The 22844-nt window shown below is 59.5% G+C and carries 26 protein-coding genes; 13 read left to right on the top strand and 13 right to left on the bottom strand.

The genetic code is table 11. From position 1 onward, the window contains the following. Positions 1 to 52: 52 nt before the first annotated feature. Both ACMYUN_RS21795 and ACMYUN_RS21790 read right to left on the bottom strand, forming a co-directional pair. Positions 53 to 1303: a hypothetical protein gene (locus tag ACMYUN_RS21795; RefSeq protein WP_415761748.1), complete on the bottom strand. Its 1251-nt coding sequence runs from the start codon at positions 1301 to 1303 to the stop codon at positions 53 to 55. Further along, on the bottom strand, positions 1291 to 2106 hold the full coding sequence (locus ACMYUN_RS21790; RefSeq protein WP_415761747.1) for a sulfite exporter TauE/SafE family protein: 816 nt from the start codon (positions 2104 to 2106) through the stop codon (positions 1291 to 1293). The genes ACMYUN_RS21795 and ACMYUN_RS21790 overlap by 13 nt, the downstream gene beginning before the upstream one ends. 109 nt (positions 2107 to 2215) lie before the next feature. Here ACMYUN_RS21790 and ACMYUN_RS21785 point away from each other — a divergent pair, with 109 nt between their 5' ends. The 4 genes from ACMYUN_RS21785 (at position 2216) to ACMYUN_RS21770 (ending at position 4111) form a co-directional block, all read left to right on the top strand. Further along, positions 2216 to 2983: an AraC family transcriptional regulator gene (locus ACMYUN_RS21785; RefSeq protein ID WP_415761746.1), complete on the top strand. Its 768-nt coding sequence runs from the start codon at positions 2216 to 2218 to the stop codon at positions 2981 to 2983. 93 nt (positions 2984 to 3076) lie between these two features. Then, entirely contained in the window at positions 3077 to 3394 is a 318-nt protein-coding gene (locus ACMYUN_RS21780; RefSeq protein ID WP_415761745.1) for an XRE family transcriptional regulator, read from the top strand. A gap of 98 nt (positions 3395 to 3492) precedes the next feature. After that, positions 3493 to 3804, top strand: coding sequence for a type II toxin-antitoxin system RelE/ParE family toxin (locus ACMYUN_RS21775; RefSeq protein ID WP_415763991.1), 312 nt, complete (start codon positions 3493 to 3495; stop codon positions 3802 to 3804). Beyond that, positions 3794 to 4111, top strand: coding sequence for a helix-turn-helix domain-containing protein (locus ACMYUN_RS21770; protein WP_122602120.1), 318 nt, complete (start codon positions 3794 to 3796; stop codon positions 4109 to 4111). Before ACMYUN_RS21775 ends, ACMYUN_RS21770 begins: the two co-directional genes overlap by 11 nt. Before the next feature lie 10 nt (positions 4112 to 4121). Here the strand turns inward: ACMYUN_RS21770 and ACMYUN_RS21765 are convergent, their stop codons facing one another. Then, entirely contained in the window at positions 4122 to 5177 is a 1056-nt protein-coding gene (locus ACMYUN_RS21765; protein ID WP_125917208.1) for an MBL fold metallo-hydrolase, read from the bottom strand. A 211-nt stretch (positions 5178 to 5388) separates the two neighbouring features. On the opposite strand from ACMYUN_RS21765, the gene ACMYUN_RS21760 reads away from it, so the two are divergent. Then, complete coding sequence (locus tag ACMYUN_RS21760) at positions 5389 to 5997, top strand: TetR/AcrR family transcriptional regulator (protein WP_110602421.1); 609 nt, start codon at positions 5389 to 5391, stop codon at positions 5995 to 5997. Positions 5998 to 6229: 232 nt separating this feature from the next. Next, positions 6230 to 7549 carry a methyl-accepting chemotaxis protein gene (locus ACMYUN_RS21755; protein ID WP_415761744.1) on the top strand — a complete coding sequence of 440 codons (1320 nt, stop codon included), beginning with the start codon at positions 6230 to 6232 and terminating at the stop codon, positions 7547 to 7549. 165 nt (positions 7550 to 7714) lie between these two features. Here ACMYUN_RS21755 and ACMYUN_RS21750 read toward each other — a convergent pair whose 3' ends face one another. Then, a complete protein-coding gene (locus ACMYUN_RS21750) occupies positions 7715 to 8041 on the bottom strand; it encodes a DUF2025 family protein (RefSeq protein WP_415761743.1) in 327 nt (108 codons plus the stop codon). A 220-nt stretch (positions 8042 to 8261) separates the two neighbouring features. Here ACMYUN_RS21750 and ACMYUN_RS21745 point away from each other — a divergent pair, with 220 nt between their 5' ends. Beyond that, positions 8262 to 9389 (top strand): glycerophosphodiester phosphodiesterase, encoded by a 1128-nt coding sequence (locus ACMYUN_RS21745; protein ID WP_415761742.1) that lies wholly within the window; start codon positions 8262 to 8264, stop codon positions 9387 to 9389. Between the two features lie 157 nt (positions 9390 to 9546). Beyond that, positions 9547 to 9852: a PepSY domain-containing protein gene (locus ACMYUN_RS21740; RefSeq protein ID WP_039758030.1), complete on the top strand. Its 306-nt coding sequence runs from the start codon at positions 9547 to 9549 to the stop codon at positions 9850 to 9852. A 182-nt stretch (positions 9853 to 10034) separates the two neighbouring features. Here the strand turns inward: ACMYUN_RS21740 and ACMYUN_RS21735 are convergent, their stop codons facing one another. Beyond that, a complete protein-coding gene (locus ACMYUN_RS21735; RefSeq protein WP_415761741.1) occupies positions 10035 to 11657 on the bottom strand; it encodes a methyl-accepting chemotaxis protein in 1623 nt (540 codons plus the stop codon). Positions 11658 to 11933: 276 nt separating this feature from the next. On the opposite strand from ACMYUN_RS21735, the gene ACMYUN_RS21730 reads away from it, so the two are divergent. Beyond that, positions 11934 to 12956 (top strand): transporter, encoded by a 1023-nt coding sequence (locus ACMYUN_RS21730; protein ID WP_129997460.1) that lies wholly within the window; start codon positions 11934 to 11936, stop codon positions 12954 to 12956. A 217-nt stretch (positions 12957 to 13173) separates the two neighbouring features. After that, positions 13174 to 14787 (top strand): inorganic phosphate transporter, encoded by a 1614-nt coding sequence (locus tag ACMYUN_RS21725; RefSeq protein WP_415761739.1) that lies wholly within the window; start codon positions 13174 to 13176, stop codon positions 14785 to 14787. Between the two features lie 115 nt (positions 14788 to 14902). On the opposite strand, the gene ACMYUN_RS21720 is transcribed toward ACMYUN_RS21725, so the two are convergent. Further along, positions 14903 to 15799 carry a LysR family transcriptional regulator gene (locus tag ACMYUN_RS21720; RefSeq protein ID WP_129997462.1) on the bottom strand — a complete coding sequence of 299 codons (897 nt, stop codon included), beginning with the start codon at positions 15797 to 15799 and terminating at the stop codon, positions 14903 to 14905. A gap of 120 nt (positions 15800 to 15919) precedes the next feature. Between ACMYUN_RS21720 and ACMYUN_RS21715 the strand changes: the two genes are divergently transcribed. Next, positions 15920 to 16678 (top strand): SDR family NAD(P)-dependent oxidoreductase, encoded by a 759-nt coding sequence (locus tag ACMYUN_RS21715; protein ID WP_415761738.1) that lies wholly within the window; start codon positions 15920 to 15922, stop codon positions 16676 to 16678. 119 nt (positions 16679 to 16797) lie between these two features. Here ACMYUN_RS21715 and ACMYUN_RS21710 read toward each other — a convergent pair whose 3' ends face one another. Next, complete coding sequence (locus tag ACMYUN_RS21710) at positions 16798 to 17235, bottom strand: multidrug/biocide efflux PACE transporter (protein ID WP_039758046.1); 438 nt, start codon at positions 17233 to 17235, stop codon at positions 16798 to 16800. Between the two features lie 89 nt (positions 17236 to 17324). Between ACMYUN_RS21710 and ACMYUN_RS21705 the strand changes: the two genes are divergently transcribed. Then, positions 17325 to 18179, top strand: a complete 855-nt coding sequence (locus ACMYUN_RS21705; RefSeq protein ID WP_415761737.1) for a LysR family transcriptional regulator — start codon at positions 17325 to 17327, stop codon at positions 18177 to 18179. 145 nt (positions 18180 to 18324) lie between these two features. Here the strand turns inward: ACMYUN_RS21705 and ACMYUN_RS21700 are convergent, their stop codons facing one another. The 3 genes from ACMYUN_RS21700 to ACMYUN_RS21690 are packed head-to-tail and all read right to left on the bottom strand — an operon-like array spanning position 18325 to position 20357. Continuing rightward, positions 18325 to 19554 carry an RNA polymerase sigma factor gene (locus tag ACMYUN_RS21700; protein ID WP_415761736.1) on the bottom strand — a complete coding sequence of 410 codons (1230 nt, stop codon included), beginning with the start codon at positions 19552 to 19554 and terminating at the stop codon, positions 18325 to 18327. After that, positions 19547 to 19891, bottom strand: coding sequence for a YciI family protein (locus ACMYUN_RS21695; protein WP_039758054.1), 345 nt, complete (start codon positions 19889 to 19891; stop codon positions 19547 to 19549). The genes ACMYUN_RS21700 and ACMYUN_RS21695 overlap by 8 nt, the downstream gene beginning before the upstream one ends. A 40-nt stretch (positions 19892 to 19931) precedes the next feature. Then, the gene (locus ACMYUN_RS21690) at positions 19932 to 20357 is read right to left on the bottom strand and encodes a YybH family protein (RefSeq protein ID WP_415761735.1); all 426 of its coding nucleotides are present in this window, start codon (positions 20355 to 20357) and stop codon (positions 19932 to 19934) included. 142 nt (positions 20358 to 20499) lie between these two features. Here ACMYUN_RS21690 and ACMYUN_RS21685 point away from each other — a divergent pair, with 142 nt between their 5' ends. After that, the gene (locus ACMYUN_RS21685; protein WP_415761733.1) at positions 20500 to 20985 is read left to right on the top strand and encodes a GNAT family N-acetyltransferase; all 486 of its coding nucleotides are present in this window, start codon (positions 20500 to 20502) and stop codon (positions 20983 to 20985) included. A gap of 64 nt (positions 20986 to 21049) precedes the next feature. Here ACMYUN_RS21685 and ACMYUN_RS21680 read toward each other — a convergent pair whose 3' ends face one another. From ACMYUN_RS21680 to ACMYUN_RS21670, 3 genes are all read right to left on the bottom strand, one after another. Further along, on the bottom strand, positions 21050 to 21538 hold the full coding sequence (locus ACMYUN_RS21680; protein WP_415761731.1) for a GNAT family N-acetyltransferase: 489 nt from the start codon (positions 21536 to 21538) through the stop codon (positions 21050 to 21052). 88 nt (positions 21539 to 21626) lie between these two features. Continuing rightward, positions 21627 to 22112 (bottom strand): GyrI-like domain-containing protein, encoded by a 486-nt coding sequence (locus tag ACMYUN_RS21675; RefSeq protein ID WP_415761730.1) that lies wholly within the window; start codon positions 22110 to 22112, stop codon positions 21627 to 21629. A 69-nt stretch (positions 22113 to 22181) separates the two neighbouring features. Beyond that, positions 22182 to 22844, bottom strand: coding sequence for a LysE family translocator (locus ACMYUN_RS21670; RefSeq protein ID WP_415761729.1), 663 nt, complete (start codon positions 22842 to 22844; stop codon positions 22182 to 22184).

Genomic DNA, 22844 nt, shown 5'->3' with positions numbered 1-22844 from the left:
GGCGGGGTTGTGGTCGGGAATCGAGGGGCTGCGCAGGAAAGTAAACGCCACGTCAAGGCAGTTGCAGTGCAACCCCGCCCGGATGTTGTTTGACGATTGTGTACGGCAGAACGCTCCAGTCGACGAATCCGCAGACCGCCGCGACGTGGGGAAATGATGGCTCGAGCTTGATGCCCAGTTCCGTGAAGTGCCAACCAGGAAATTGCCAGGGATAACTCTCGTCGTAGTTGCAGTCGTTTTCGCCTTCGGGGGTAACTGTCATTTCACTGGAGTAGAGTTTCAGCAACTGCGCGACCAGCCAGGGTGCCAGTTCCTCACTGCGGTAGTTAGACCAGGAATCAGACGAGCCGGACGCCTCCCCGCCGAAGTCGCCCTCTCGTTGGAAATGCAATGGCTTGCCCCGCCCCACCCACAAAACATCATCAAGGGTCAGGAGTCTGCCTGTTTTAGTGTCGAAGTTGAGCGCATCCTGGCTTTGATCCGGATAGGCACCGCCGCAGAAATAATCTGATGAAATCAGAACACTCATCACTGTTGACGACATCCACAGCGGTTGGCTCGACTGCGCGTAACTGCCTGAACATCCATAAGACGACAATACCTCGCTCCACAAACGCGCCATCAATTGTTGGTTGATGCGTCGACGCTCTTCAGGGGAATAACCCGAGACCACTTCGAACAGAGAAGTGCCTGTCTTCGGCTCGCTCCACCACTGCAGCGTGTAGCCCATGAAGGTGTCGATGTTGCCTTTTTTGAGTGTAACGCCCTGCAGCCGCAGGTACTCATAAGGGTACTTGTCGTGAAGTGTGGTGAAAAAGGGCAAGGCATCATCCGGTACATCGGGGATGACGGCTGGCTGTAACTTGATCTTCAGGCTTTTCCCAGCGGTGCTCGTCCAATCGCCATACCAACCATCAGTTGTCGGCTGCAGACGCAAGGTCGGGCGTGAGTCTTCCATCCGCGAGCCTTCCTCCAGCACAAGCGTTTCCCCGTCCAGAGAACCGTCGAGTGGTAGATCCTTGCGGTACTTCTTGTAAAAGTAACGTCCCTCTCCGGTACGAGGATTTATTTCGAGGACGATAGACGATTTACCCAACGTGCCGGTGAACAACTGCGCGCCGGTCTCGGCCCAAGTTGCCGTCGCTACAAAAGAACCCGTTAGAAAAAAAACAGCAAAAATACGTAACAGTCCGCGGTACATCATTTCATCCCTGGATAAACGAGCAGCTGCCTGCGAAAGTAGCTGCGGATTATGGCGAGCTTGCGCGCTGGAATCGAGCGCCGTCGCGCTCAGCTCAAGCACATGCTGATCATCACCACCATAAGTAAACCGATGTACACGCGCGCATGCACCCGATCCGGTATCCGCCCAATCCATCGCGCAGCCAATCTGATCCCCAGCAACGAGCCAACCGTCAGCAGCGCAAACGCCAGCACATCGACATACCCGATATACCAAACGCCCAAATCACCCCCGGTGAAACCGGCCAGCGCCATGTACGTCAACGTCCCGGCCAACGCCACCGGCACGCTGAGCGGATTGGCCATGGACGTCGCTTGCGACATGCTCAGCCCGCAACGGCGCAGCAGCGGCACGGTCATGACGCTTCCTCCTACGCCGAGAAACGTCGCGATGGCGCCGATGCCTACACCGCCGGCGGATGTTTCCGTCGTGGTAAGTCGCCGCGGGATTGTCGTTTGGGACTGTGTGAGAAATCCTCGGCGCAGCAGGCAATCGACGATGGTCACGCCCAGATAGGTGATGAAGGCGTAGCGGATCACTTGGCCGCTGACCCACATCGCAGCGATGGCACCGACGACCGCGCCCACGCCGATAAACCCGCCCAATGGCCAGAGGTAGTCCCGGAGCAGATTGCCCGCGCGCTGGTGTTTGCGCGTGGCGATGAGGGCGTTGACGATCATCACGCAGGTCGAGGTGGCCACGGCGATGTGCATGGCCGATTGCGCGATGGGGTCGTCGGCTGCGTGGCTGGCGGTGAGCATGCGATAGAGCAGCGGCACGATGACGAAGCCGCCGCCGAAACCGAAGAGCACGGCGCTGATGCCGGTGAGGCAGCCGAACAATGTAAGCAGGAGGTAGAACATGGTGAGCGTCCAGAACTGGGAGCCGTGACATTAGTGCGGCAGGCATTGGCCGGCTTCAGCAGTTGGGCCAATAATGTTCGCGTTTACGCCAATCGCTGGAACTCGCCTGATGCGCAATATTTCGATCAATCAGCTTGATGACACGCCTCGCCCGGTCGTGGCCATCGGTACCGATTATTCCCACGGCCACCTACTCCCGTTTCATACGCATCGACGTGGGCAATTGCTCTACGGCGCCACTGGTGTAATGCGGGTCAGTACTCAGAGCGGCAACTGGGTGGTGCCGCCGCAGCGTGCAGTGTGGATTCCGCCGGGAGTCGCCCACGAAGTATTGATGCTAGGGGTGAGCACGCGCAGCCTCTACATCGAACCGTGCACGGTGGATTTGGGCCCGAAGTGCCAAGTGCTCAACGTGTCGGCGCTGCTGCGGCATTTGCTCATGGAGGCGGTGGACGTGCCGCTGATGTACGACCAGGCCGGACGCGACGGTGTGCTGATCAACTTGCTGTTGCATGAACTGACACGCAGTGCCCCCCTTCCCCTACACATTCCTATGCCCGTCGAAGGAAAGCTCCTCAGTCTATGTCAGACCTTTCTGAACATGCCCAACACCCATCAATCCCCGCAGCATTGGGCGGACCAGTTACACATAAGCTTGCGTACCTTTAACAGATTGTTTCGGCAGCAGACCGGGCTCAGCTTTCGTCAGTGGCGCCAGCAGGCGTGCGTCGTGCAGGCGTTGGCACGGTTGGCGGCGGGGGAAGCGGTGACGCGGATTGCTCTGGACTTCGGCTACGAGAGCCCGGCGGCGTTTTCGACGATGTTTCGGCGTGTGCTGGGACAGGCACCGTCCGTCTGGTTGGAGCCGACGAACTAGGCAAATTCGAAAAATGCGTTTGATCCCGGCCGAAAACAACTGTACAAAAACACAGTACATTTTCAATCAGCACTTTTGAGCCCGGAGCACGCCATGGCCTCTCTTGCGATGAACCACGTCCTCGAACGCATTGCCCTTTTCCAGTTCACCCCGACCCACTGCGTCCAGGCCCGCGCCATGCTGGGCTGGAGTGTTGAACAACTGTCGCGCGAGGCCGAAGTTGCAGTCGCGGATATCCAGCGGTTCGAAGCGCAGCAGGACGTGGCGGACGCCGCAAGACTGGCACTGGCTTATCGGTTTGAAGCGCAGGGGTTGGTGTTCTTCCCGGGGTTTGCACCGGGGCGCGGTGTCAGGGCGCAGGGGATGGCGGGGGAATCGGTGGGGCGTGGGGATTTTGCGATGGCTGACTGAAACGGCAATTTGATAATTATTCCAAAATAGGTATATTTCGCATGAGTGCAAGGAAGCCGCTTATGTGGATCTGCAGTAGTAAAAAAGATCTCAAGCAGATGCCCACAGAGGTACAAGACGTTTTTGGTCACGCACTGGATCTGGCTCAATGTGGCCTGAAGTATTCAGATGCAAAACCAATGAAAGGGTTCGGAGGCGCAGGTGTCCTGGAGTTGATAGAAGACTTCGACACCGACACCTACCGCGCCATTTATACGGTTCGTTTTGGCAGTGCAATTTACGTTTTGCACTGCTTTCAGAAAAAGTCGAAAAGCGGGATTAGAACCGCCCAGTCGGACATTGATCTGATCAGAAACAGACTTCGAGCCGCCCAGGAACATGCGAAAGGATCAGAAAACCATGGAGATTGAAGTAGGTAGCGGAAACGTCTATCACGATCTGGACTTACCCAATGCAAGTGAAATGCAGGTGAAGTCGCAGCTCGCAGCGAAAATTGGCGCAATCATTAAGGCGCGTCATCTCACTCAGATTCAGGCGTCAGAAATCTTGGGACTATCACAACCCAAGCTTTCCGAAATGTTGCGTGGCAAATTTCGCGGAATCAGTGAGGCCAAAATGATGGAATGCCTTTCACGTCTCGGACGAGATGTGCAAATTGTAGTCAAATCGGCCCCCCGATCACGGAAAGAGGGCCGTATTGAGGTGGTATTCGCTTGAGGCGAACGCGTCAGGCGTTCTGCACTAGCGCCTCCCCCTCCTCTTCAACCGCCATCCACCACGCACTCCCCCGTTGTGGATGCGCAAGGTTGAACGCCTCCCCCATCCGCGGTGTGGTAATCGCAATACTGCGTTCCCATGCAAGCGCAAGGATGCGATCAAAAGGTTCGTGCCAGGCGTGCATGGCCAGGTCGAAGGTGCCGTTGTGGATCGGGAAGAGCCAGCGGCCCTTGAGGTCGATGTGGGCTTGCAGGGTTTCTTCCGGTTGCATGTGCACGTGGGGCCATTCGACGTTGTAGGCGCCGGTTTCCATCAGGGTCAGGTCGAACGGGCCGTATTGTTCGCCGATGCGTTTGAAGCCGTCGAAGTAACCGCTGTCGCCGCTGAAGAAGATTCGTGTGTCGGCGTCGATCATCACCCATGACGCCCACAGGGTGCTGTTGCCGTCGAACAGGCCACGGCCGGAGAAGTGCTGCGATGGGGTGGCGATGAAGCGGATACCGGCGATTTCGGTGCCCTGCCACCAGTCGTACTGGCGCACCTTGCTGGCGTCGATGCCCCATTTGATAAGGGTGTCGCCCACGCCCAGCGGAGTCAGGAAGTAAGTGGTTTTGGCGGCGAGTTTGAGCACCGCTTCGTAGTCGAGATGGTCGTAATGATTGTGCGAGAGGATCACCGCTTCGATCGGTGGCAGCTCGTCAATGCTGATCGGTGGTTGGTGGAAGCGTTTCGGGCCAGCCCATTGCACAGGCGAGGCGCGCTCGGCGAAGACCGGGTCGGTGATCCAGAATTTGTCGCGCATCTTCAACAAAAGCGTCGAGTGTCCCAAGCGGTAAACGCTGTGATTGGGCGCTGCGAGCAGATCTTCACGGGTCAGCGGCTGTACAGGAATGGCGGCGCTCGGACGGGTGTCGCGCGGTTTGTGAAAAATCATGTTCCACATGATCCGCAGCATTTTGCGCAGGCCTTCGCGCTGAACCGGCGCATGATTGCGAAACAGCCCTTGATCCTGGCGCGAGGCTTCAGGCGTGGGTGTGTTGTCCGGGAGAGAGACTGGATTGGCCATGACTGAACGACTCCGAAAAACCGTGTACTGCACGGTATTCCACGGGAAATGAAAATGGCCAGGCTGCACGCAAAGGCCAAACGCTCTGGTTTGTAAGGTGCGAGGATTAACGCAACATTACACTGAGCGGTGTAGTTTCTAGGTTGCATCAAAGCCGGCGCCAAGTAAACTGCCGAGTGTAATTTCCTCCCTTCTCTGCTGAAGCCCGCTCATGACCGCTCCACAACGCCTCACCGATCGCAAACGCGAAGCCATCATCCAGGCGGCGATCGCCGAATTCCGTGCCCACGGGTTCGAAATCACCAGCATGGACAAGATCGCCGCCACGGCGGGGGTGTCGAAGCGGACGGTGTACAACCACTTCCCGAGCAAGGAAGAACTGTTCGCCGAGATCCTTAATCAGCTGTGGGCGCGGATCATTGCCGAGCCATCGGTGAGCTACGACCGCGAGCGACCGCTGCATGAGCAGCTGCGCCTGATGCTGCGAGAAAAAGTGCAGATGATGGCTGACGAGAATTTTCTCACCCTCGCCCGGGTGGCGATTGCCGCGACCATTCATTCCCCTGAACGTGCGCAGAACATGATCGAGCGCATGGGCGAGCGCGAGGAAGGCCTGACCGTCTGGATACGCGCGGCGCAAGCCGACGGACGGCTCAAGCCGGTGGATCCAGAGTTTGCCGCGCATCAAGTGCAGGGGTTGCTCAAGGCATTCGCGTTCTGGCCGCAGATCTCGCTGGGTCGCGCGGCCCTTGATCCAGACGCGCAGAATGCAGTTGCCGAGTCGGCGCTGGAGATGTTCCTGGCACTGTATCAGCGGTGAATCACCGACAGCGTCGAGCCGTGTACAACTAATTTCACAAAAAGTTATACAAACTCGCGAAAAATTCCTTTCTTGTACAACTTTATTAAGTTTTGTATAAGTAGCCATCTGCCAGTAACGGAACGCTGGCATTGAGCAGCCACCACCGAATGCCGTCTGTGCATTTCGGTCTGCCGGCGCAGGAATAGGGACTGAATCCTTTTGATTTTTCCCACTCCCGAGTATCGCAAGCATGTTTTTCAACCGCCACAAAGCCGCCCTCGAAGATCTGCAACACACCGTTTTTGACCAAGCTGCAATGCTCGAAGCGATCAACCGTTCGATGGCGGTGATCGAATTCGATCTTGATGGCGTGGTGTTACGTGCCAATGACAACTTCCTCAAGACCATGGGTTACACGGCTGCGCAGGCGATCGGCCAGCCACACCGGCATTTCTGCACACCAGAGTTCGGGCGCAGTGCCCAGTACACAGAGTTGTGGTCGCGCCTGAAAAACGGTCAGTTCCAGTCCGGCACCTTTGAACGGGTCGACAGCAAAGGCCAGCCGATCTGGCTCGAGGCCAGTTACAACCCGATCAAGGATGCGTCGGGACGGGTGATCAAAGTGGTGAAGTACGCCATGGATGTCACCGCCAAGGTGCAGCAGGAGAACGAGGCCAACGCCAAGCTGCAGGCGATCGATCGCGCGATGGCGGTGATCGAGTTCGATCTCGACGGCAACATTCTTACCGCCAACCAGAATTTTCTTACCCGGATGGGTTACAACCTCGCGGAGCTCAAGGGCCAGCATCACCGGTTGTTCTGCACCCCGGCGCTGGTCAACAGCAGTGCCTATCAGGATTTCTGGCGGCGCCTGAATCAGGGCGAGTTCTTCCACGGGCAGTTCGAGCGTGTGGATAAACGCGGCCAGATCATCTGGCTGGAGGCCAACTACAACCCGGTCTACGACGCTTCGGGTCGCTTGTACAAAGTCGTGAAGTTCGCATCCGACGTCACCGCCCGCGTCGAACAACACGAGCAGGACGCGCGCAGCGCCAGCACCGCTTATCACATCTCGGTGGCGACGCGAAAAGTCGCCGAGCAAGGTACGCAGGTGATTCAACAGGCTGCCAGCGAAATGCGCGAAATCGCCGAGGACATCAGCCAGTCTTCAACTCTGATCGCGCAACTGGGCGAACGCTCTGAACAGATCACGGCCATCGTCAACACCATCCGCGCGATCGCCGATCAGACCAACCTGCTCGCCCTCAACGCCGCCATCGAAGCGGCGCGCGCCGGTGAACAGGGTCGCGGTTTTGCCGTGGTGGCCGATGAGGTCCGGCAACTGGCGGCGCGCACCAGCGGCTCCACAGCGGAAATTTCCACCATGATCAGTCTGATCCAGAGCGAAACACGGCAGGCGATCAAGAGCATGCAAGGCACCCGCGACCGCGCCGCAGAAGGCGTGGAATTGGCCAATCAGGCCGGGACGGTGATTCTGCAGATTCGCGACGGCGCCAGCGAGGCAGTGGATGCGGTGAGCATGTTTGCCAATGAGCGGGTGCCGGGGTGATCGGGACTGACATGAGCGCGTGACTGGATCGCAATTGCGGCTGGCGGTGAACCGAGGAGTGGCCTTCGCGAGCAGGCTCGCTTCCACAGGGATTTTGTGAACGCCACAGATCCAATGTGGGAGCGAGCCTGCTCGCGAAAAGGCGCGCAACCCCACCGCAAAACCTCAACCGCGCACCAGACTCCGCACCGCCACAATCTCCGGCACCTCAACCTTGCTCATGTAAACCCGCAACGGTTCGGTGATGTTGATGCGGTCGTCGATGTGTTGATCGATCAGCAACTGAATCAACTCGCGCCTGAGCGTCATGGTGGTGTCCGACGCCTTCGCCCAGACGAATTCACTGGCCGGGATGATGCCGTCGTCGGCCACGTCCATGCCGAATGAATCTTCGCTGAAGCGCACGATGTACTGGCCGGTCTTGCGGTTGAGGCCGACCAAGCCTTTGAGATCGTCGGCGGCCTGGCAGATGAGTTGGGAGGTGATGCGCATGGTAAACCTCACGAAAGATGATTGATGGTTTACACGCAGGGCAATGTAGCGGCGCGCCCTCTGCCGGGGCGTCAGCCGAGGGCAAGCGTACTGCAAACAGCGCCACAAAAGTGCAGGAAATTTCCGTTTTGCGCGGTTTATGTCGGTCTGGCGATAGCCCTGCGGCGCGTCAATTGTTAAAAGGTACGTCTCGAAAAAAACCTGCGAAAGGAACTCGACCATGCCTGCCACTTTTACCCGAAGCGCTCTGGTGCTGAGTCTGTTGTTCGGCCTCGGTCAGGCGCACGCCGCCAGCCATCCCGAGCCCAAGGCAATCGCTGCCGCCCATGGCATTCCGCATCCGGCAGTGATCGCCCACCGTGGCGCGTCGTTCGATGCCCCGGAATCCACCGCTGCGGCCTACAAACTGGCCCGTGACCTCGGCGCCGATTACCTGGAAATGGATTTGCAACGCAGCAAGGACGGCGTGCTCTTCGCCCTGCACGACGACAACCTGCAACGCACCACCGACGTCGCCAGCAAATTCCCCGAGCGCAAGGACAGTCCGGCCACCGCGTTCACCATGGCCGAACTGAAAACCCTCGATGCCGGCAGCTGGTTCAACACCAAATACCCTGACCGCGCACGCCCCTCCTACGCCGGGCTGAAAATTCTCACCCTCGATGAAATCATCGACATCGCCCGTGCCAACCCGCAGCACAAGCCGGGCCTGTACATCGAAACCAAAGAGCCGCAGCTGTTTCCCGGCATCGAACATGACCTCAAGGAAAAACTTCAGGATCGCGGTTGGCTGAGCCCGGCCGGTTCGAAACTGGCGAAAAGTGCGCTCGGCGTCGGTCAGGGCAAAGGCAAGGTAATGCTGCAAACCTTCGATAAAAACAGCCTGCAACTGCTGGAAAAGGAAATGCCGCAAGTGCCGAAGATCCTGCTGTTGTGGGTCGGCGAAGGCAGCATCGAGCCGAAATCCGCCGTGACGTTTGCCGCGTCCGGTGAGAAAGACAAAAACGTGTTCTACGGCAAGCAGGAACCCAAGTCAGAAGCTGAATTCAAGCAGTGGGTCGACTACGCCAAAGCTCAGGGCGCAATCGGCACCGGCCCTTCGGCGAAGCTGACTCATGGTGGAGATCAGAGCTACTCCGACCTGGTGCAACCGTGGATGAATCAGTACACCCACGATCAGGGCATGCTGGTGCACGTTTATACGGTCGACGAGCCGGTGGACTACGAGAAAGTCATGGCGGCGGGGGTTGATGGCATCTTTACCAACCGCGCCAGTGAATTGTTGAAGTTTTATAAGCGTCCGGTTGTTGGCAGTGTTGATGAGGTTTTGAAGAAGAACGGTTTCTGACTGGTTATCGAGTCGCCTGCTTCGCGAGCAGGCTCGCTCCCACAAAAGAGCAGTTTTATCGCGAAGCAGAGATTTAAGGGTGAGTTAAGTTGCGCTGGTTAATCTGAACCCACTTACACAGATCAACCACTTCAACGCACTGCCAAGGAATGAACCGATGAAAACTTTGACTGCCCTGTTTACCGCCGCTGCCCTGACCCTCACCGCTGGCCTGGCTCAGGCTGATGTTCGCATCGACCAAGTGCCGCAACTGGTCAAGGACGGCAAGATCAAGTCGCTGGAATCGATGAACGCCGAAGCACTGAAATTGCACCCGGGCGCAACGATTACCGACACCGACCTGGATAACCACTTCAACGGTTATGAGTATGAAGTTGAACTTAAAACCGCTGATGGGAAAGAGTTCGACGTGGACTTTGATGCCACCACCGGTAAAGTGCTGAGCAACAAGCAAGACACTTGATAGACCGCTGTTAAAGAGCCGCACGATTGAAAGATCGTGCGGCTTTTTCATGCCTGCCGTAAAACATGTGGGAGCGAGCCTGCTCGCGAAAGCGGAGTGTCAGCGACATCAATGTTGACTGTTCCACCGTTATCGCGAGCAGGCGAGGACCTACGAAAGTTGCCGGACGCTTGAACTCGCAATCAAGCACTCAACCGCGCCGTCACCTCATTCAACTGGCCCGACAACCCATGCAGGTTCTGACTGGCACTTTCGGTGCGCTGCACGTTGTCCAGGTTGGTACTGGCGATCGCCGTGATTTCAGTCAGGTTGCGCGAGATATCTTCGGCCACCGACGTCTGTTCTTCTGCTGCCGTGGCGATCTGCCGGTTCATGTCGCGAATCGCCTCCACCGCCAAGGTGATGCGCTCCAGCATCGCGCCAGCCTGGGTCACTTGCTCGACACTTTCATCACTGCGTGCCTGGCCGCTCTCGATAGCCTGCGCGGCATCAACCGCGCCGGTCTGCACGTTCTGAATGATCTGGTTGATCTCGATGATCGACTCCGCCGTGCGCTGCGCGAGGTTGCGCACCTCGTCGGCGACGACGGCAAAACCGCGTCCGGCCTCACCCGCGCGTGCCGCTTCGATGGCCGCGTTGAGGGCCAGCAGGTTGGTCTGCTCGGCGATGCCACGAATCACTTCCAGCACCTTGCCGATACGACCGCTGTCGGTTTCCAGGCGACGAATCACCGTGGCGGTGTTGGCAATTTCACCGCGCATCTGGGTGATCGAGTGAATGGTGGTCTGCATGACCTTTTCACCCTGCTGCGCCGACTGATCGGCATCGTCGGCAGCACGCGCGGCATCGGCGGCGTGACGGGCCACTTCCTGTGCCGTGGCAGACATTTCGTTCATCGCCGTGGCTACCTGATCGGTGCGGCTGAATTGCTCGCTGGTGCCGCCGGCCATGGTCGTGGCAATGGCATTCAACTCACCGCTGGCGCTGTCCAGATTGCTCGCGCTGTGCTGCAACCGAGTGAAGGTGTCCGCGAGAAAATCGCGCAAGGTGTTCGCAGCAGCAGCGAGGTTGCCCAGCTCATCGCGACGCTCGCTCACTACGCGCTCGGCCAACTGGCCACGGCTCAAGCGAGTGACGTAATCGATGAGGTTGCGGATCGGCTCGATCAGGTTGCGGCTGACCAGCCACAGGCTCAGCAGACCGATCAGCAAGCCTGACGCGAGCATCACCAACAGGCCTAGCCACACGGTGCGATCAGCGCTGGCACTGATCAATGCCGATTGCGCGGTGCCCTGCTCGCGCAGCTCGGCGACCAACGCGCTCATCTGTTCACTGGTGGCGCGGTCGACGCCTTTGACCGCAGCGTCGCCGGCGCTCGGATCACCACCGGCAGCCACGTAGGCATCGCGGCCCTTCTGGTAGGCAGCACCTAACTGGCGATGCTCTTCGCGCAAGCGTTCGATACGTGATTTGAGATTGGCCTCGATACCCTTCTGGCCGGCCAATTCACCGAGAATGTTTTGCACGTCGCGCTGGCGATCCTCGAACTGGCTCCAGTATTTCGCCAGATCTGCCGGTTGCTTGCCGCGTAGCAAGACGTTTTTCCACTCCTGCACCTGCACTTTGAATTGCAGGTTGGCTTCATCGATCAGTTGCGAAGTGTGCAACGGGCCAGCAATCAACTGGCTGTAGCTTTGCACGCCGTTGGAGAGGAAATGGAAACAGGCCAGCGCGATCAACAGCATCGCCAGCAGACTGCCGCTCAGCAGGGCGAGAATTTGCGCTCTCAGGGATTTTTGCAGCATTGCAAGGTACTCGAAGCAGGGATGAGGCACGCCCGGGCGGACGTGAGAAATGGCCGGACTTCCCTGTCGTCGCACCGTGGCAAAACGCCAATGGCGCGCAACCTAACTCACCTGAGATCGGCGCGCCAGAGCCTTCCTTGAGAAACTTCCGACAGCCGGCAAGACATTGATTTGACGTCATTTTGCTGTCACAAAACGGTCACGTGAGCTTGCGATGATGCCGCTCAGGTGAACCTGAAAATCCTGCCCCAGACATCCTCCTCGCAGCGAGCCGCCATGAACCACAGCCTCGATATCAGTCATCGCGACCCGGACCTGTTTGGTTTGCTCTACGGCTTTCGCTTTCTGCCCGGTGAGCGTGGTCGGGAAATCGATTCGGCGACGGCTTTGCGCTGTTTGCAGGACGACAGTGACAGCGGCGAATTCCTCTGGCTGCACTTGAACCTGGCCCACGCCGCGTGCGAGCGCTGGATGAAAAATCATCTGCAATTGCCCGATGAGTTTTTCGAAGCGCTGCACGAAGGTTCGCGTTCGACGCGCATCGAGCATGTCGATTCGGCGCTGCTGGCGGTGGTCAACGATGTGGTGTTCAACCTCAGCAGCATGGTCTCCTCCGACGTGTCGACGCTGTGGGTCTGCGTGCGCAGCAAACTCATCGTCAGCGCGCGCCTGCAACCGCTGCACTCCGTGGACAAGTTGCGCTCGTCGGTGAAGGCCGGCGAGTGCTTTCGCTCGCCCTCGGAATTGCTCGTGCACCTGCTGCGCGATCAGGGCGAAGTGCTGACGCAGATCGTGCGCAAGACCAGCCTGAGTGTCGATCAGGTCGAAGACGAATTGCTCTCTTCGCGTCTGTCGACCAACCGCGCCGAACTCGGCGCCAATCGCCGCGTGCTGGTGCGGCTGCAACGGCTCCTGGCGCTGGAGCCGGGTTCGCTGCTGCGCCTGCTCAATCGTCCGCCGCCGTGGTTGCAGAAGGAGGACGTCAAGGAGTTGCGCAAATCCACCGAGGAGTTTGCGCTGATCATCAACGACCTCACCGCCCTCGGCGAACGCATCAAACTGTTGCAGGAAGAAATCGCCGCCAACCTCAACGAACAGAGCAACCGCACGCTGTTCACCCTGACGGTGGTGACGGTGCTGGCCTTGCCGATCAACATCATCGCCGGTTTTTTCGGCATGAATGTGGGGGGTGTGCCGCTGTCGCAGGATCCCCATGGGTTTTGGGTGCTGGTTGCGTTGGTGGCGACATTCACCGTGATTGCCGGACGCTGGGCGTTTCGCAAGCGTGGGGATTATTGAGCTCTTGCCATGATCGTTCCCACGCTCTGCGTGGGAATGCATCAGGTGACACTCTGCGTCACTGGGACGCGGAGCGTCCCTGGCGGCATTCCCACGCGGGAGCGTGGGAACGATCATGGTCAGACTAATAAGACAAACACTGACCTGCCGCAGTCTCTCCGTAACATTCTGCAACGATCATGGACGACATTCCTTCCCTCGCTCAGGATTGTCCGCCATGGCTACGCCTTCACTGACCGCCAGCCCTGCGTCCGCCGCCAGCGGCAGGCCGGCGCTCGACAAGAAACCCGGTCCGTTCACCTATGTGATCTTTTTCGCCGTGCTGGCCATGGGCATGCTGTTTACCGCCTATAGCCTTATGCACGACATGCACGAACTCGGCACGGTCGTCACCACGTGGACGCCGTTTCTGCTGCTCGGCGTGGCGCTGCTGATTGCGCTGGGTTTCGAGTTCGTCAACGGTTTCCATGACACCGCCAATGCCGTCGCGACGGTGATCTATACCCACTCGCTGCCGCCGAATGTCGCGGTGGTCTGGTCGGGCTTCTTCAATTTTCTCGGCGTGCTGCTGTCGAGCGGTGCGGTGGCGTTCGGCATCATCGCGCTACTGCCGGTGGAGTTGATTCTGCAGGTCGGCTCGTCTGCCGGTTTTGCGATGATCTTCGCCCTGTTGATCGCGGCGATCCTGTGGAACCTCGGCACTTGGTGGCTGGGTTTGCCGGCCTCCTCTTCGCACACGTTGATCGGCTCGATCATCGGCGTCGGCGTGGCCAATGCCTTGATGCACGGCCGCGATGGCACCAGCGGTGTCGACTGGGCACAGGCAACCAAAATCGGTTATGCGCTGCTGCTGTCGCCGCTGGTGGGTTTCGGTTGCGCTGCGTTGTTGCTCCTGGCGTTGCGCGCGTTCGTCAAGAATCGCGCGCTGTACAAAGCGCCCGAAGGCAATGCCCCGCCGCCGTGGTGGATTCGCGGTTTGCTCATCGCCACCTGCACCGGCGTGTCGTTCGCTCACGGCTCCAACGACGGTCAGAAAGGCATGGGCCTGATCATGCTGATTCTGGTCGGCACACTGCCGATGGCCTACGCGTTGAACCGCACCATGCCGGAAGAACAATCGCTGCAATTCGCCGCCGTGGCGCAAGTTACCCAGCAAGCGCTGGTGAAAAGCGCGCCAATGCCGGCACCTGCCGATCCGCGTCCGGTCCTTTCCGATTACGTGCGCAGCAAGGAACCGACGCCGCAACTGATCCCCGCCCTCGCCGCCCTGACCGGGCACATCGGCGAGGAAGTCAGAGGCTACGGATCGCTGGCGAAAGTCCCGGCCGAAGCCATGGGCAACGTGCGCAACGACATGTACCTGGCCAGCGAAAGCATTCGCCTGATGGACAAGAACAAGGTCGGCAACTTTGATGCCGACACCAGCAGCAAATTGCAGCTGTTCAAACAACAGATCGACAACGCCACGCGGTTCATTCCGCTGTGGGTGAAGATCGCCGTGGCGATCGCACTGGGGCTCGGCACCATGGTCGGCTGGAAGCGTATTGTCGTGACCGTCGGCGAGAAGATCGGCAAGACGCACCTGACCTACGCCCAGGGTGCCTCGGCAGAAACCGTGGCGATGCTGACCATCGGCGCGGCGGACATGTTCGGCTTGCCGGTGTCGACGACCCATGTGTTGTCATCGGGCGTGGCCGGGACCATGGTGGCCAATGGTGCAGGATTGCAGATGCGCACGATCCGCAATCTGCTGATGGCCTGGGTGTTGACCCTGCCAGCGGCCATTTTGCTGTCGGGCAGCCTGTATTGGCTGTTCACCCAAATCTTCTGACCCTACACAGATCCCCCTGAGCTGCCGAAGCTGCGATCTTTTGCTCTTGTTTTTACAAATCAAAGCCAAAAGATCGCAGCCTTCGGCAGCTCCTGCACAGGGTTGCATTCCGAAGTCAGAGCGTCGAACGAACCACATCGCCGAGCCAGTCCATGAACACCCGCACCCGCAGCGGCAAATGCCGTTGTCGGGCATACAACAATGAAATCGCCATCGGCGGTGCGGTGTATTGCGGCAGTACGGTCAACAGTTCGCCATTTTCCAGATGCGGCTGCATGCCGGTACGCGGTACTTGCGTCAGGCCGAAGCCGCCCAGACACGCCGCTTCATAGGCATCGGTGCTGTTGACCGTGACACTGCCGGCCATCGCCACACGCCGCACCTCGCCGCCGTCCTCATAGACGAACCCTTCCGAACGCGAGCCCAGCACGCCGACGTAATGCACCAGCCGATGCTGCGCCAGATCTTCCAGGGTCTGCGGCACGCCGTAGCGTTGCAGATAAGCGGGACTGGCGCAGTTGACCATCGGGAAGTCGCCGAGATGCCGGGCGACCACCGACTGATCCGGCTGCGCGCCGATGCGCAACACACAGTCGAAGCCTTCGCCGAGCAGATCGACGCGGCGATCGGTGCTGCTGATTTCCATCTGCAGATTCGGATGGCGATCCATGAATTCCGGCAGGCGCGGCATGATCAGCCGTCGCGCGAGAATGTTCGGCATGTCGACCCGGATGCGCCCGGTCAGCGACGCCTCGTCCTGACGAAACAGCCCTTCAATTTCATCCATGTGCGAGAGCAAATCCTTGCTGCGCTCATACAGCACCAGTCCATCCTGCGTGGCCTGCACCTTGCGCGTGGTGCGCTGCAACAGCCGCGTACCGAGCAAGGCTTCGAGTGCCTGCACTTGCTCGGACACGGTGGAGCGCGGCAGGCCGAGGCTTTCACCGGCGAGGGTGAAACTCGACAGTTCGCTGACCCGGACGAACGTCCGCAGCAGTTCCAGTTTGTTCATGGCAAGCCTTGTGATTGTTCGGCTGAACCGACCAGTGATTCCGCTTTTGCTGTGTTTATCACCTTAGGGCGGATAAATAAACTTCTTCCATCCCCACTCAATGCAATCGAGGAAGTCAGCATGAATCGCAAAATCGCACTGATCACTGGCGCCAGTCGTGGCCTGGGCCGCAGCGCCGCCCTGCACCTCGCCGCGCAAGGCATCGACATTATCGGCACCTACAACAGCCGCGCCGACGAGGCCCAAGTGCTGATCACTGAGTTGCAGGCACTTGGCGCGAAAGCGGCGATGTTGCAACTGGACGTCGGCCGCAGCGAAAACTTCGCCGCGTTTGCCGAGCAGGTTGAACAGGTATTGGGGCAAACCTTTGAGCGTCAGCGCTTTGATTTCCTGATCAACAATGCCGGGATTGGCGTGTACGCGCTATTCAGCGAAACCACGCCGGAGCAGTTCGATCTGCTGATGAACGTGCAGTTCAAAGGACCGTTCTTCCTGACTCAGCAACTGCTGCCGCTGATCAACGACGGTGGGCGCATCGTCAATATCTCCAGCGGCCTCACCCGCTTCAGCCTACCGGGGTACGGCGCTTATGCGGCAATGAAAGGTGCAATGGAAGTGCTGACCCGTTATCAGGCGAAGGAGCTGGGCGCGCGGCAGATTGGTGTGAACATTCTGGCGCCGGGTGCGATTGAAACCGATTTTGGCGGCGGCACAGTGCGCGACAACAACGCTGTCAACGCGATGGTCGCCGGCAACACCGCGCTGGGTCGCGTCGGGCAGCCGGATGACATTGGCGGTGCATTGGCGCTGCTGCTGTCGCCGGGTGGACAGTGGATCAATGGCCAGCGGGTCGAGGCGTCTGGCGGCATGTTCCTCTGACCTCAACCAACAGACTGTTTGTGGCGAGGGGATTTATCCCAGCTGGGCTGCGGAGCGGCCCCAAAATCGGGTCTGCTACGCAGCCCAACGGGGATAAATCCCCTCGCCACAGGTTTATCTCAGCTTTCATATGCGCGGCGGGCCATGAAGCGCTCGCGCAGCACGTCATAACCCCAGTGGTAGACATAGGTGTACGGCAGGAAAAACAGCAGCACGCCAATGTCGAGCAACAACGCCTGCCACAGGCTGACCGACAGCCACCAGGCAATCAGCGGCACGCCCATCACGATCAGCCCACCTTCGAACAACAACGCATGCACCACCCGCACCCAGGCGTTGTGCGGCAGATTCATCCGCGCCAGCGCACGGTCGAAAAAACGGTTGAACACTACGTTCCACGCCAGCGCCAACAGCGCGATCAACACGGTCACCGCGCCCATGTCGAGCAGCGGCTTTTGCATGATCCAGGCGAGCAGCGGCGTACAGATGAGGATGGCGAGAAATTCGAAACCGATAGCCTGGAAGACGCGTTCGGTGATGGACTTATGGGCAGTCATGGCCTGACTCCTTGTTTGACGATGGTTGCCATGATCCAACTGAATGCCGATACTTCATAACCAATAACCATCGATCAAGGCGATAGTTCATGGCTTCGCAGGAAGTGCTGTTGGCGTTTGTCCAGGCAGCGACGCAAGGCTCATTTTCCGCAGCGGCGCGCAAATTGGGCCGCAGTCAGTCGACCATTAGCGCGGCAGTGGCAAGCCTGGAGATCGATCTGGACCTGCAGCTGTTCGACCGCAGCAGCCGCAAGCCCACGCTCACCCCCGCCGGCCACGTCATGCTGCAAAAAGCCGAGGCGATTCTGGCCGCGACCAGTCGCCTGGAAATGAGCGCTCGGCAATTGGCGCAAGGTGTGGAGCCGAAGCTGACGGTCGCTATTTCCGATACCTATCAGTCCTATCGTTTCGAGGCGGCACTGGTGGGTTTCGAGCAGCGTTACCCGGAGCTTGAGCTGGAATGCCTGATTGCCGAATGCGATGACCTGATCGAACTGGTCCAGCGCGGCCGGGCGCATCTGGCCTTCGCGGAAATGCAGGACAACTACCCGCCGGATCTGGTGACCTCGACTGTGGCCGAGCGCACGGAGATTGCCCTGTTCGTCAGCCGCGAGCATCCGTTGGCCAAGCTTGAGCATGTCGATCAGCAGATCCTCGAGCTACATCGTGAGTTGCGTCTGGCGACCATCGTCAATCCGTATGACAGTCGCGGCAAAGGCCGGGTGTGGTCGGCGCCGAGTTATCTGATGTTGCTGGAGATGGCTGAAAAAGGCTTTGGCTGGGCACCGCTGCCGAGGTGGCTGGTGCAGCGTTATGCCGCTGATTTGCTGATGGAGCTGGACGTGAGGGGCTGGCCGAAACCGGTGTTCGTCGATGCCTTGTGGTCACGCCTGTATCCGCCGGGGCCGGCGGGGAGCTGGTTGCTCAGCAAGATGCTGGAATAAGCGGTGCTGCCATTCGCGAGCAGGCTCGCTCCCACAATTGAAACGCGCTCACCTGTGGGAGCGAGCCTTCCAAAAGAGGAATGCAACCACCTGTGGGAGCGAGCCTGCTCGCGAAAGGGCCAGCCGCACCGACGCAGCTTCCAGATCAACCCAGTCCCCTCAGTCGCCCCTCGATAAACCGCCGCTCCGGCGCCTGCCGCGTCAACTCCAGCGCCCGCTGGTACGCCGCCCGCGCCTGCTCCACCCGGCCCAACTGCCGGCAAAACTCCGCTCGCGCCGAATGGGCCAAGTGGTAATCCTGCAACTCGCCACGCGCCAAAATCCCTTCAACCAACAACAACCCGGCCAACGCTCCATCCCGTTTGGCCAGCGCCACCGCCCGGTTCAGCTCGATCACCGGCGACGGCACCGCGCGCAGCAACACGTCATACAGACCGACAATCTGCTCCCAGTCGGTTTCCGCTGCCGATGGCGCTTCGGCATGCACCGCTGCAATCGCCGCTTGCAGGCAATACGGCCCGAACCGCCGGGTAGTCAGCGCGCGCTCCACCAGCGTGCAGCCTTCCGTCATCAACCCGGCGTCCCACAACGAGCGATCCTGATCGTCGAGCAACACCAGTTCACCGCTCGGTGAGGTGCGTGCCGGCCGGCGTGATTCATGCAGCAGCATCAGCGCCAGCAGACCCATGACTTCCGGCTCCGGCAGCAACTCCATCAACAAACGCCCCAGCCGAATCGCTTCGCGCGTCAGATCCTCGCGGGTCAGCTCAGCGCCGACCGAAGCCGAATAGCCTTCGTTGAACACCAGATAAATCACCCGCAACACGCTGTCGAGGCGCTCGGGTAATTCATTCAGCGTGGGCACTTGGTAAGGGATTTTCGCGTCGCGGATCTTGGCTTTGGCGCGGACGATGCGCTGGGCAATCGCCGCCGGCGCCGAGAGAAAAGCGCGGGCGATTTCCTCGGTGGTGAGGTCGCAGACTTCGCGCAAGGTCAGCGGCACCTGCGCATCTGCGGCCAGCGCCGGGTGGCAGCAGGTAAAGATCAGCCGCAAGCGATCGTCTTCCACGTCTTCGCCGCTCCAGTCAGCCTGTTCCAGCTCATCGAGTTGCGCCAGCAGAAACGGTTGCGACGCCTTGAACCGCGCGCGCCGACGCAACACATCGATGGCTTTGAAGCGTCCGGTCGAGACCAGCCAGGTGCGCGGGTTGTCCGGCACGCCATCGCGCTGCCAGCGTTCGACCGCGACGAAGAAGGCCTCGTGCAAGGCTTCTTCGGCGAGGTCGAAATCACCGAGCAGGCGGATCAGCGTCGCCAGAATCCGCCGCGAATCCTCGCGGTAGACCTGCTCGACCCGCGCCCTGACGTCAGACATTCAACTGCCGCACCGGACGTACCTCAACGCTGCCAACCCGGGCTGCCGGAATGTTGCCGGCGACCTGAATCGCTTCGTTGAGATCCTTGGCATCGATCAGGTAGAAACCGGCCAGTTGCTCCTTGGTTTCAGCGAAAGGCCCGTCGGTGATCGACACCTTGCCGTTGCGCATGCGTACCGTGGTGGCGGTCTCCACCGATTCCAGCGCTTCGGCAGCGATCATCCGCCCGCTGCCCTGAATCGACTCGGCGTAGGCCCAGCATTCGGCGTCCTCCGGGCTGTCCGGCGAGGTGTGCAGCAGACGTTCATCGCTGTAGACCAGGCATAGGTATTTCATGGCGATCTCCTGATTCGAACGGATCAACTATGGCTGAAGATCAGGGAGTCACATCGAACAGCGTCGCGCCGCTCATCGGATCGAACGGTGCCGACCAATGCTCGTGCGCGATCTTCCACGCCCCGCCGATCTGCCGATAGCACGCGGTGGCGCGCATCCAGCAGCTCTGGGTTTCGCCCTTGTCGTTGGTGCCGCCACAATTGGCTACCCAGTGGGCGAAGGCGATGTTGTCGGCGCTCTCGATGGCGATTTCGTGGAACTCGAAAACGTGCGGGCCGGGGCACATTTCCATGCACTCGACCCAGTGCGCGCGGTAGGCCGCTTTGCCTTTGAATTGCAGCGCCTTGATTGCATCGAACGAGACGATGTCGTCGGCGTACAGGGCCATGACTTTCTCGACGTCCTTGGCCATTACCGCTTCGCGGTAGGTGTTGATCAGGGTCTGGATTTCGCTTTGTGCGCTCATGGTGTTCTCCGTGGTTTTTGTTGTGAAGACACCCTTAGTCGTTTGCCCAATGCGCGGATCGACAAGGCAAACAAAAAAATTTCGCTGACGACAATCTCGCTAGAATCCGAGGCTCACTCCTTGTAGGAAAAAGGAAATTCCCTTGTCATCCCAACTCGTGCCGTACGACAGCCTCAGCCCTTTGCAGCGTGAGCAAGTCGCGGCGATTGAAATCCACCCCGAGCAGATCAAGTTCTCCGGTGATATCCACGGTGCCCTGCACACCCTGCTGTCGAAACCCGGCCCCGGCGTCAAGGGTTTCGCCCTGCTGGCGGACGACGTGCCGGTGGCATTTCTGCTGCTCAAGCGCCCGCCGGTATTGCCCGCCTGGGCCGACGAGCACAGCGCCACGTTGCATGCGCTGCAGGTCGATCGGCGTGCGCAGGGCAAGGGCTACGGCAAGGCTTGCCTGCAAGCGCTCCCCGCAGTCGCGCGCGAGGCGTGGCCGGAGATCAAGGGACTGGAATTGTCGGTGGACGCCGACAATGAGGCGGCGATTGCGCTGTATGCCAGACATGGCTATGTCGACAGCGGCGAAGCGTACAAGGGCCGGATTGGGTACGAGCGGCGGATGGGCCTGTTCTTCTGAGTATCCCCTGATCGTTCCCACGCTCCGCGTGGGAACGATCAGGCAGTTTCGATAGGTGTTGGCTTCAGAGGGTCAGGATCATCTCGTGCCACGCCATGCCGCCGTGGTCGGACTCGGACGGTTTGATGTAGGCAAAACCGAACCCGGCATACAGCGCAATGTGTTGCTCTTTGCACATCAAGTGAATCGTCGCTTTCTGCATCCCGCGCATGCGCTCGATGAATTCGGCGAGCAGGCGCTTGGCCAGGCCCTGCCCTTGGTAATCCGGGTGTACCACCACCGACATGATCACCACGTTCGGGCCTTTCGGGTCGTGGCCGATCAGTTCCTTGAAGGCCTCGTCGGACATCTGCACGTCGAACGCCGCGCCGGAATTGATGAAACCGGCGACCACGCCGTCGACCTCGGCGACGATAAAGCCGTCCGGCCAAGTGGCGATGCGCGTGGCGATCTTCTCGCGAGTTGCGGCTTCGTCGCCTTCGTAGGCGACGGTTTCGATGGCGTAGCAGCGGTCCAGGTCGGCAGCGCTGACGTTGCGGATCACGGTGTTCATGGCAGCTCAAAAATCTATGGAAACAAGGCCCGCCAGCATAAAGCACAACCACCGGGGCGGACATGCTCCGCCTCGATTGTTACGCCGCTCACGCCTTGATCGGCAGCCAGATTTCCAGGGTGCCGGTATTGAGTTTCGGGTTGTAATCCTCGCTGTAGCGCTCGAATTCCGGGGCGTCCGCCGCTTCGTAAGCGGACTGCGGCAGCCAGGTGTTCCAGATGTACTGGAAGGTGTCGGGGAGTTGCGTCAGTGGCCCTTTGTGCTCGAACACCGCATATTGCTGCGGCTGGATTTCAACCCAGCGGTACTTTTCCGGCAGCTCATCGAGCTTGTCGATCTGCACGCCGGCGATGTATTCGAAACCGCCCTCGCCGTCCGCGTTGCAGCAAACGCCGTAGGTCACTTCGTTGACTTGCGCGGGGATTTTTCCCAAGTGCGGGATCAGTTTTTCCCACAACGCGGGAATGTTTTCGGTGGTTTGCTGAGTGAATCGCCCGCCGAAGCCGGCAATCAGCAGAAATTGCCCATGTTCGAAGCGAGGTTCGGCTATTTCGACGCGTTTCTGTTCATCCATGACGCGACTCCTCAGAACGGAAAAGTGGGTTCGGCTGGGAGTATAGAAAGCCCGACCCGTTTCGCACGTTTACAGCGAATGCAACTGCTCGACGGCGCCCGAGCCGACAAACTCGTTGTAGCCGGAAACGATCACGTACACCGCGAAATAGCAGAAGATCGCCGCCGATGCCAGATAAGAGTAGCGCAAAAGCTTGTCGCCCAGCAGCTTGCCGCCATGGCTCGCCGCGAAGCACAGACCGGCCGACCACACCAGCCCGGCGCAGAGGAAACCGCCGAGAAACAGCGCCGAACTCAACGGGCCGCCACCACCGGACCGGGCAATCAACGTGCCGCCAACCGCAGCAAACCACAGAATCGCACTGGGCGACGACATGGCGAGGAAGATGCCGCGAAAGAATTCCTTGCGATGCGAGTTCTGCCCCACTTCCGCCGTTTCCGCCAGCAGCGCTTCGTGGTGAATCGCCGAGTAAATCATCTTCGCCGCGAAATAGATCAGCAGCGCCGAACCGCCAATCCATAGCACCCATCGCACGGTTTCGTACTGCAGCAGGACGGTCATGCCGGCCAAGGCCAGCACCGCATAGATCAGATCGCCGACGCAGGTGCCCAGGCCCAGTGCGAAGCCCTGAAAGTAGCCGCGCTGCATGGCCAGGGTGATCATCGCGATGTTGGCCACGCCGATATCCAGGCACAGCGAAAGGCTCAGCAAGAAGCCGCTGGTGAATTCCAT

It is taken from the genome of Pseudomonas sp. CP4, from assembly GCF_047758505.1.
In the GTDB taxonomy this organism is placed as follows: Bacteria; Pseudomonadota; Gammaproteobacteria; order Pseudomonadales; family Pseudomonadaceae; genus Aquipseudomonas; species Aquipseudomonas fluorescens_AO.
This window is presented reverse-complemented; position numbering and strand designations above follow the sequence as displayed.

Coding starts and splice junctions, on each gene's coding strand:
- ACMYUN_RS21705 (WP_415761737.1), top strand. CDS start 17,325: ATGGCTTCGCAGGAAGTGCTGTTGGCGTTTGTCCAGGCAGCGACGCAA.
- ACMYUN_RS21790 (WP_415761747.1), bottom strand. CDS start 2,106: ATGTTCTACCTCCTGCTTACATTGTTCGGCTGCCTCACCGGCATCAGC.
- ACMYUN_RS21760 (WP_110602421.1), top strand. CDS start 5,389: ATGACCGCTCCACAACGCCTCACCGATCGCAAACGCGAAGCCATCATC.
- ACMYUN_RS21695 (WP_039758054.1), bottom strand. CDS start 19,891: ATGAAATACCTATGCCTGGTCTACAGCGATGAACGTCTGCTGCACACC.
- ACMYUN_RS21765 (WP_125917208.1), bottom strand. CDS start 5,177: ATGGCCAATCCAGTCTCTCTCCCGGACAACACACCCACGCCTGAAGCC.
- ACMYUN_RS21750 (WP_415761743.1), bottom strand. CDS start 8,041: ATGCGCATCACCTCCCAACTCATCTGCCAGGCCGCCGACGATCTCAAA.
- ACMYUN_RS21740 (WP_039758030.1), top strand. CDS start 9,547: ATGAAAACTTTGACTGCCCTGTTTACCGCCGCTGCCCTGACCCTCACC.
- ACMYUN_RS21680 (WP_415761731.1), bottom strand. CDS start 21,538: ATGAACACCGTGATCCGCAACGTCAGCGCTGCCGACCTGGACCGCTGC.
- ACMYUN_RS21675 (WP_415761730.1), bottom strand. CDS start 22,112: ATGGATGAACAGAAACGCGTCGAAATAGCCGAACCTCGCTTCGAACAT.
- ACMYUN_RS21770 (WP_122602120.1), top strand. CDS start 3,794: ATGGAGATTGAAGTAGGTAGCGGAAACGTCTATCACGATCTGGACTTA.
- ACMYUN_RS21700 (WP_415761736.1), bottom strand. CDS start 19,554: ATGTCTGACGTCAGGGCGCGGGTCGAGCAGGTCTACCGCGAGGATTCG.
- ACMYUN_RS21730 (WP_129997460.1), top strand. CDS start 11,934: ATGAACCACAGCCTCGATATCAGTCATCGCGACCCGGACCTGTTTGGT.
- ACMYUN_RS21735 (WP_415761741.1), bottom strand. CDS start 11,657: ATGCTGCAAAAATCCCTGAGAGCGCAAATTCTCGCCCTGCTGAGCGGC.
- ACMYUN_RS21775 (WP_415763991.1), top strand. CDS start 3,493: ATGCCCACAGAGGTACAAGACGTTTTTGGTCACGCACTGGATCTGGCT.
- ACMYUN_RS21785 (WP_415761746.1), top strand. CDS start 2,216: ATGCGCAATATTTCGATCAATCAGCTTGATGACACGCCTCGCCCGGTC.
- ACMYUN_RS21710 (WP_039758046.1), bottom strand. CDS start 17,235: ATGACTGCCCATAAGTCCATCACCGAACGCGTCTTCCAGGCTATCGGT.
- ACMYUN_RS21720 (WP_129997462.1), bottom strand. CDS start 15,799: ATGAACAAACTGGAACTGCTGCGGACGTTCGTCCGGGTCAGCGAACTG.
- ACMYUN_RS21745 (WP_415761742.1), top strand. CDS start 8,262: ATGCCTGCCACTTTTACCCGAAGCGCTCTGGTGCTGAGTCTGTTGTTC.
- ACMYUN_RS21670 (WP_415761729.1), bottom strand. CDS start 22,844: ATGGAATTCACCAGCGGCTTCTTGCTGAGCCTTTCGCTGTGCCTGGAT.
- ACMYUN_RS21725 (WP_415761739.1), top strand. CDS start 13,174: ATGGCTACGCCTTCACTGACCGCCAGCCCTGCGTCCGCCGCCAGCGGC.
- ACMYUN_RS21715 (WP_415761738.1), top strand. CDS start 15,920: ATGAATCGCAAAATCGCACTGATCACTGGCGCCAGTCGTGGCCTGGGC.
- ACMYUN_RS21755 (WP_415761744.1), top strand. CDS start 6,230: ATGTTTTTCAACCGCCACAAAGCCGCCCTCGAAGATCTGCAACACACC.
- ACMYUN_RS21780 (WP_415761745.1), top strand. CDS start 3,077: ATGGCCTCTCTTGCGATGAACCACGTCCTCGAACGCATTGCCCTTTTC.
- ACMYUN_RS21690 (WP_415761735.1), bottom strand. CDS start 20,357: ATGAGCGCACAAAGCGAAATCCAGACCCTGATCAACACCTACCGCGAA.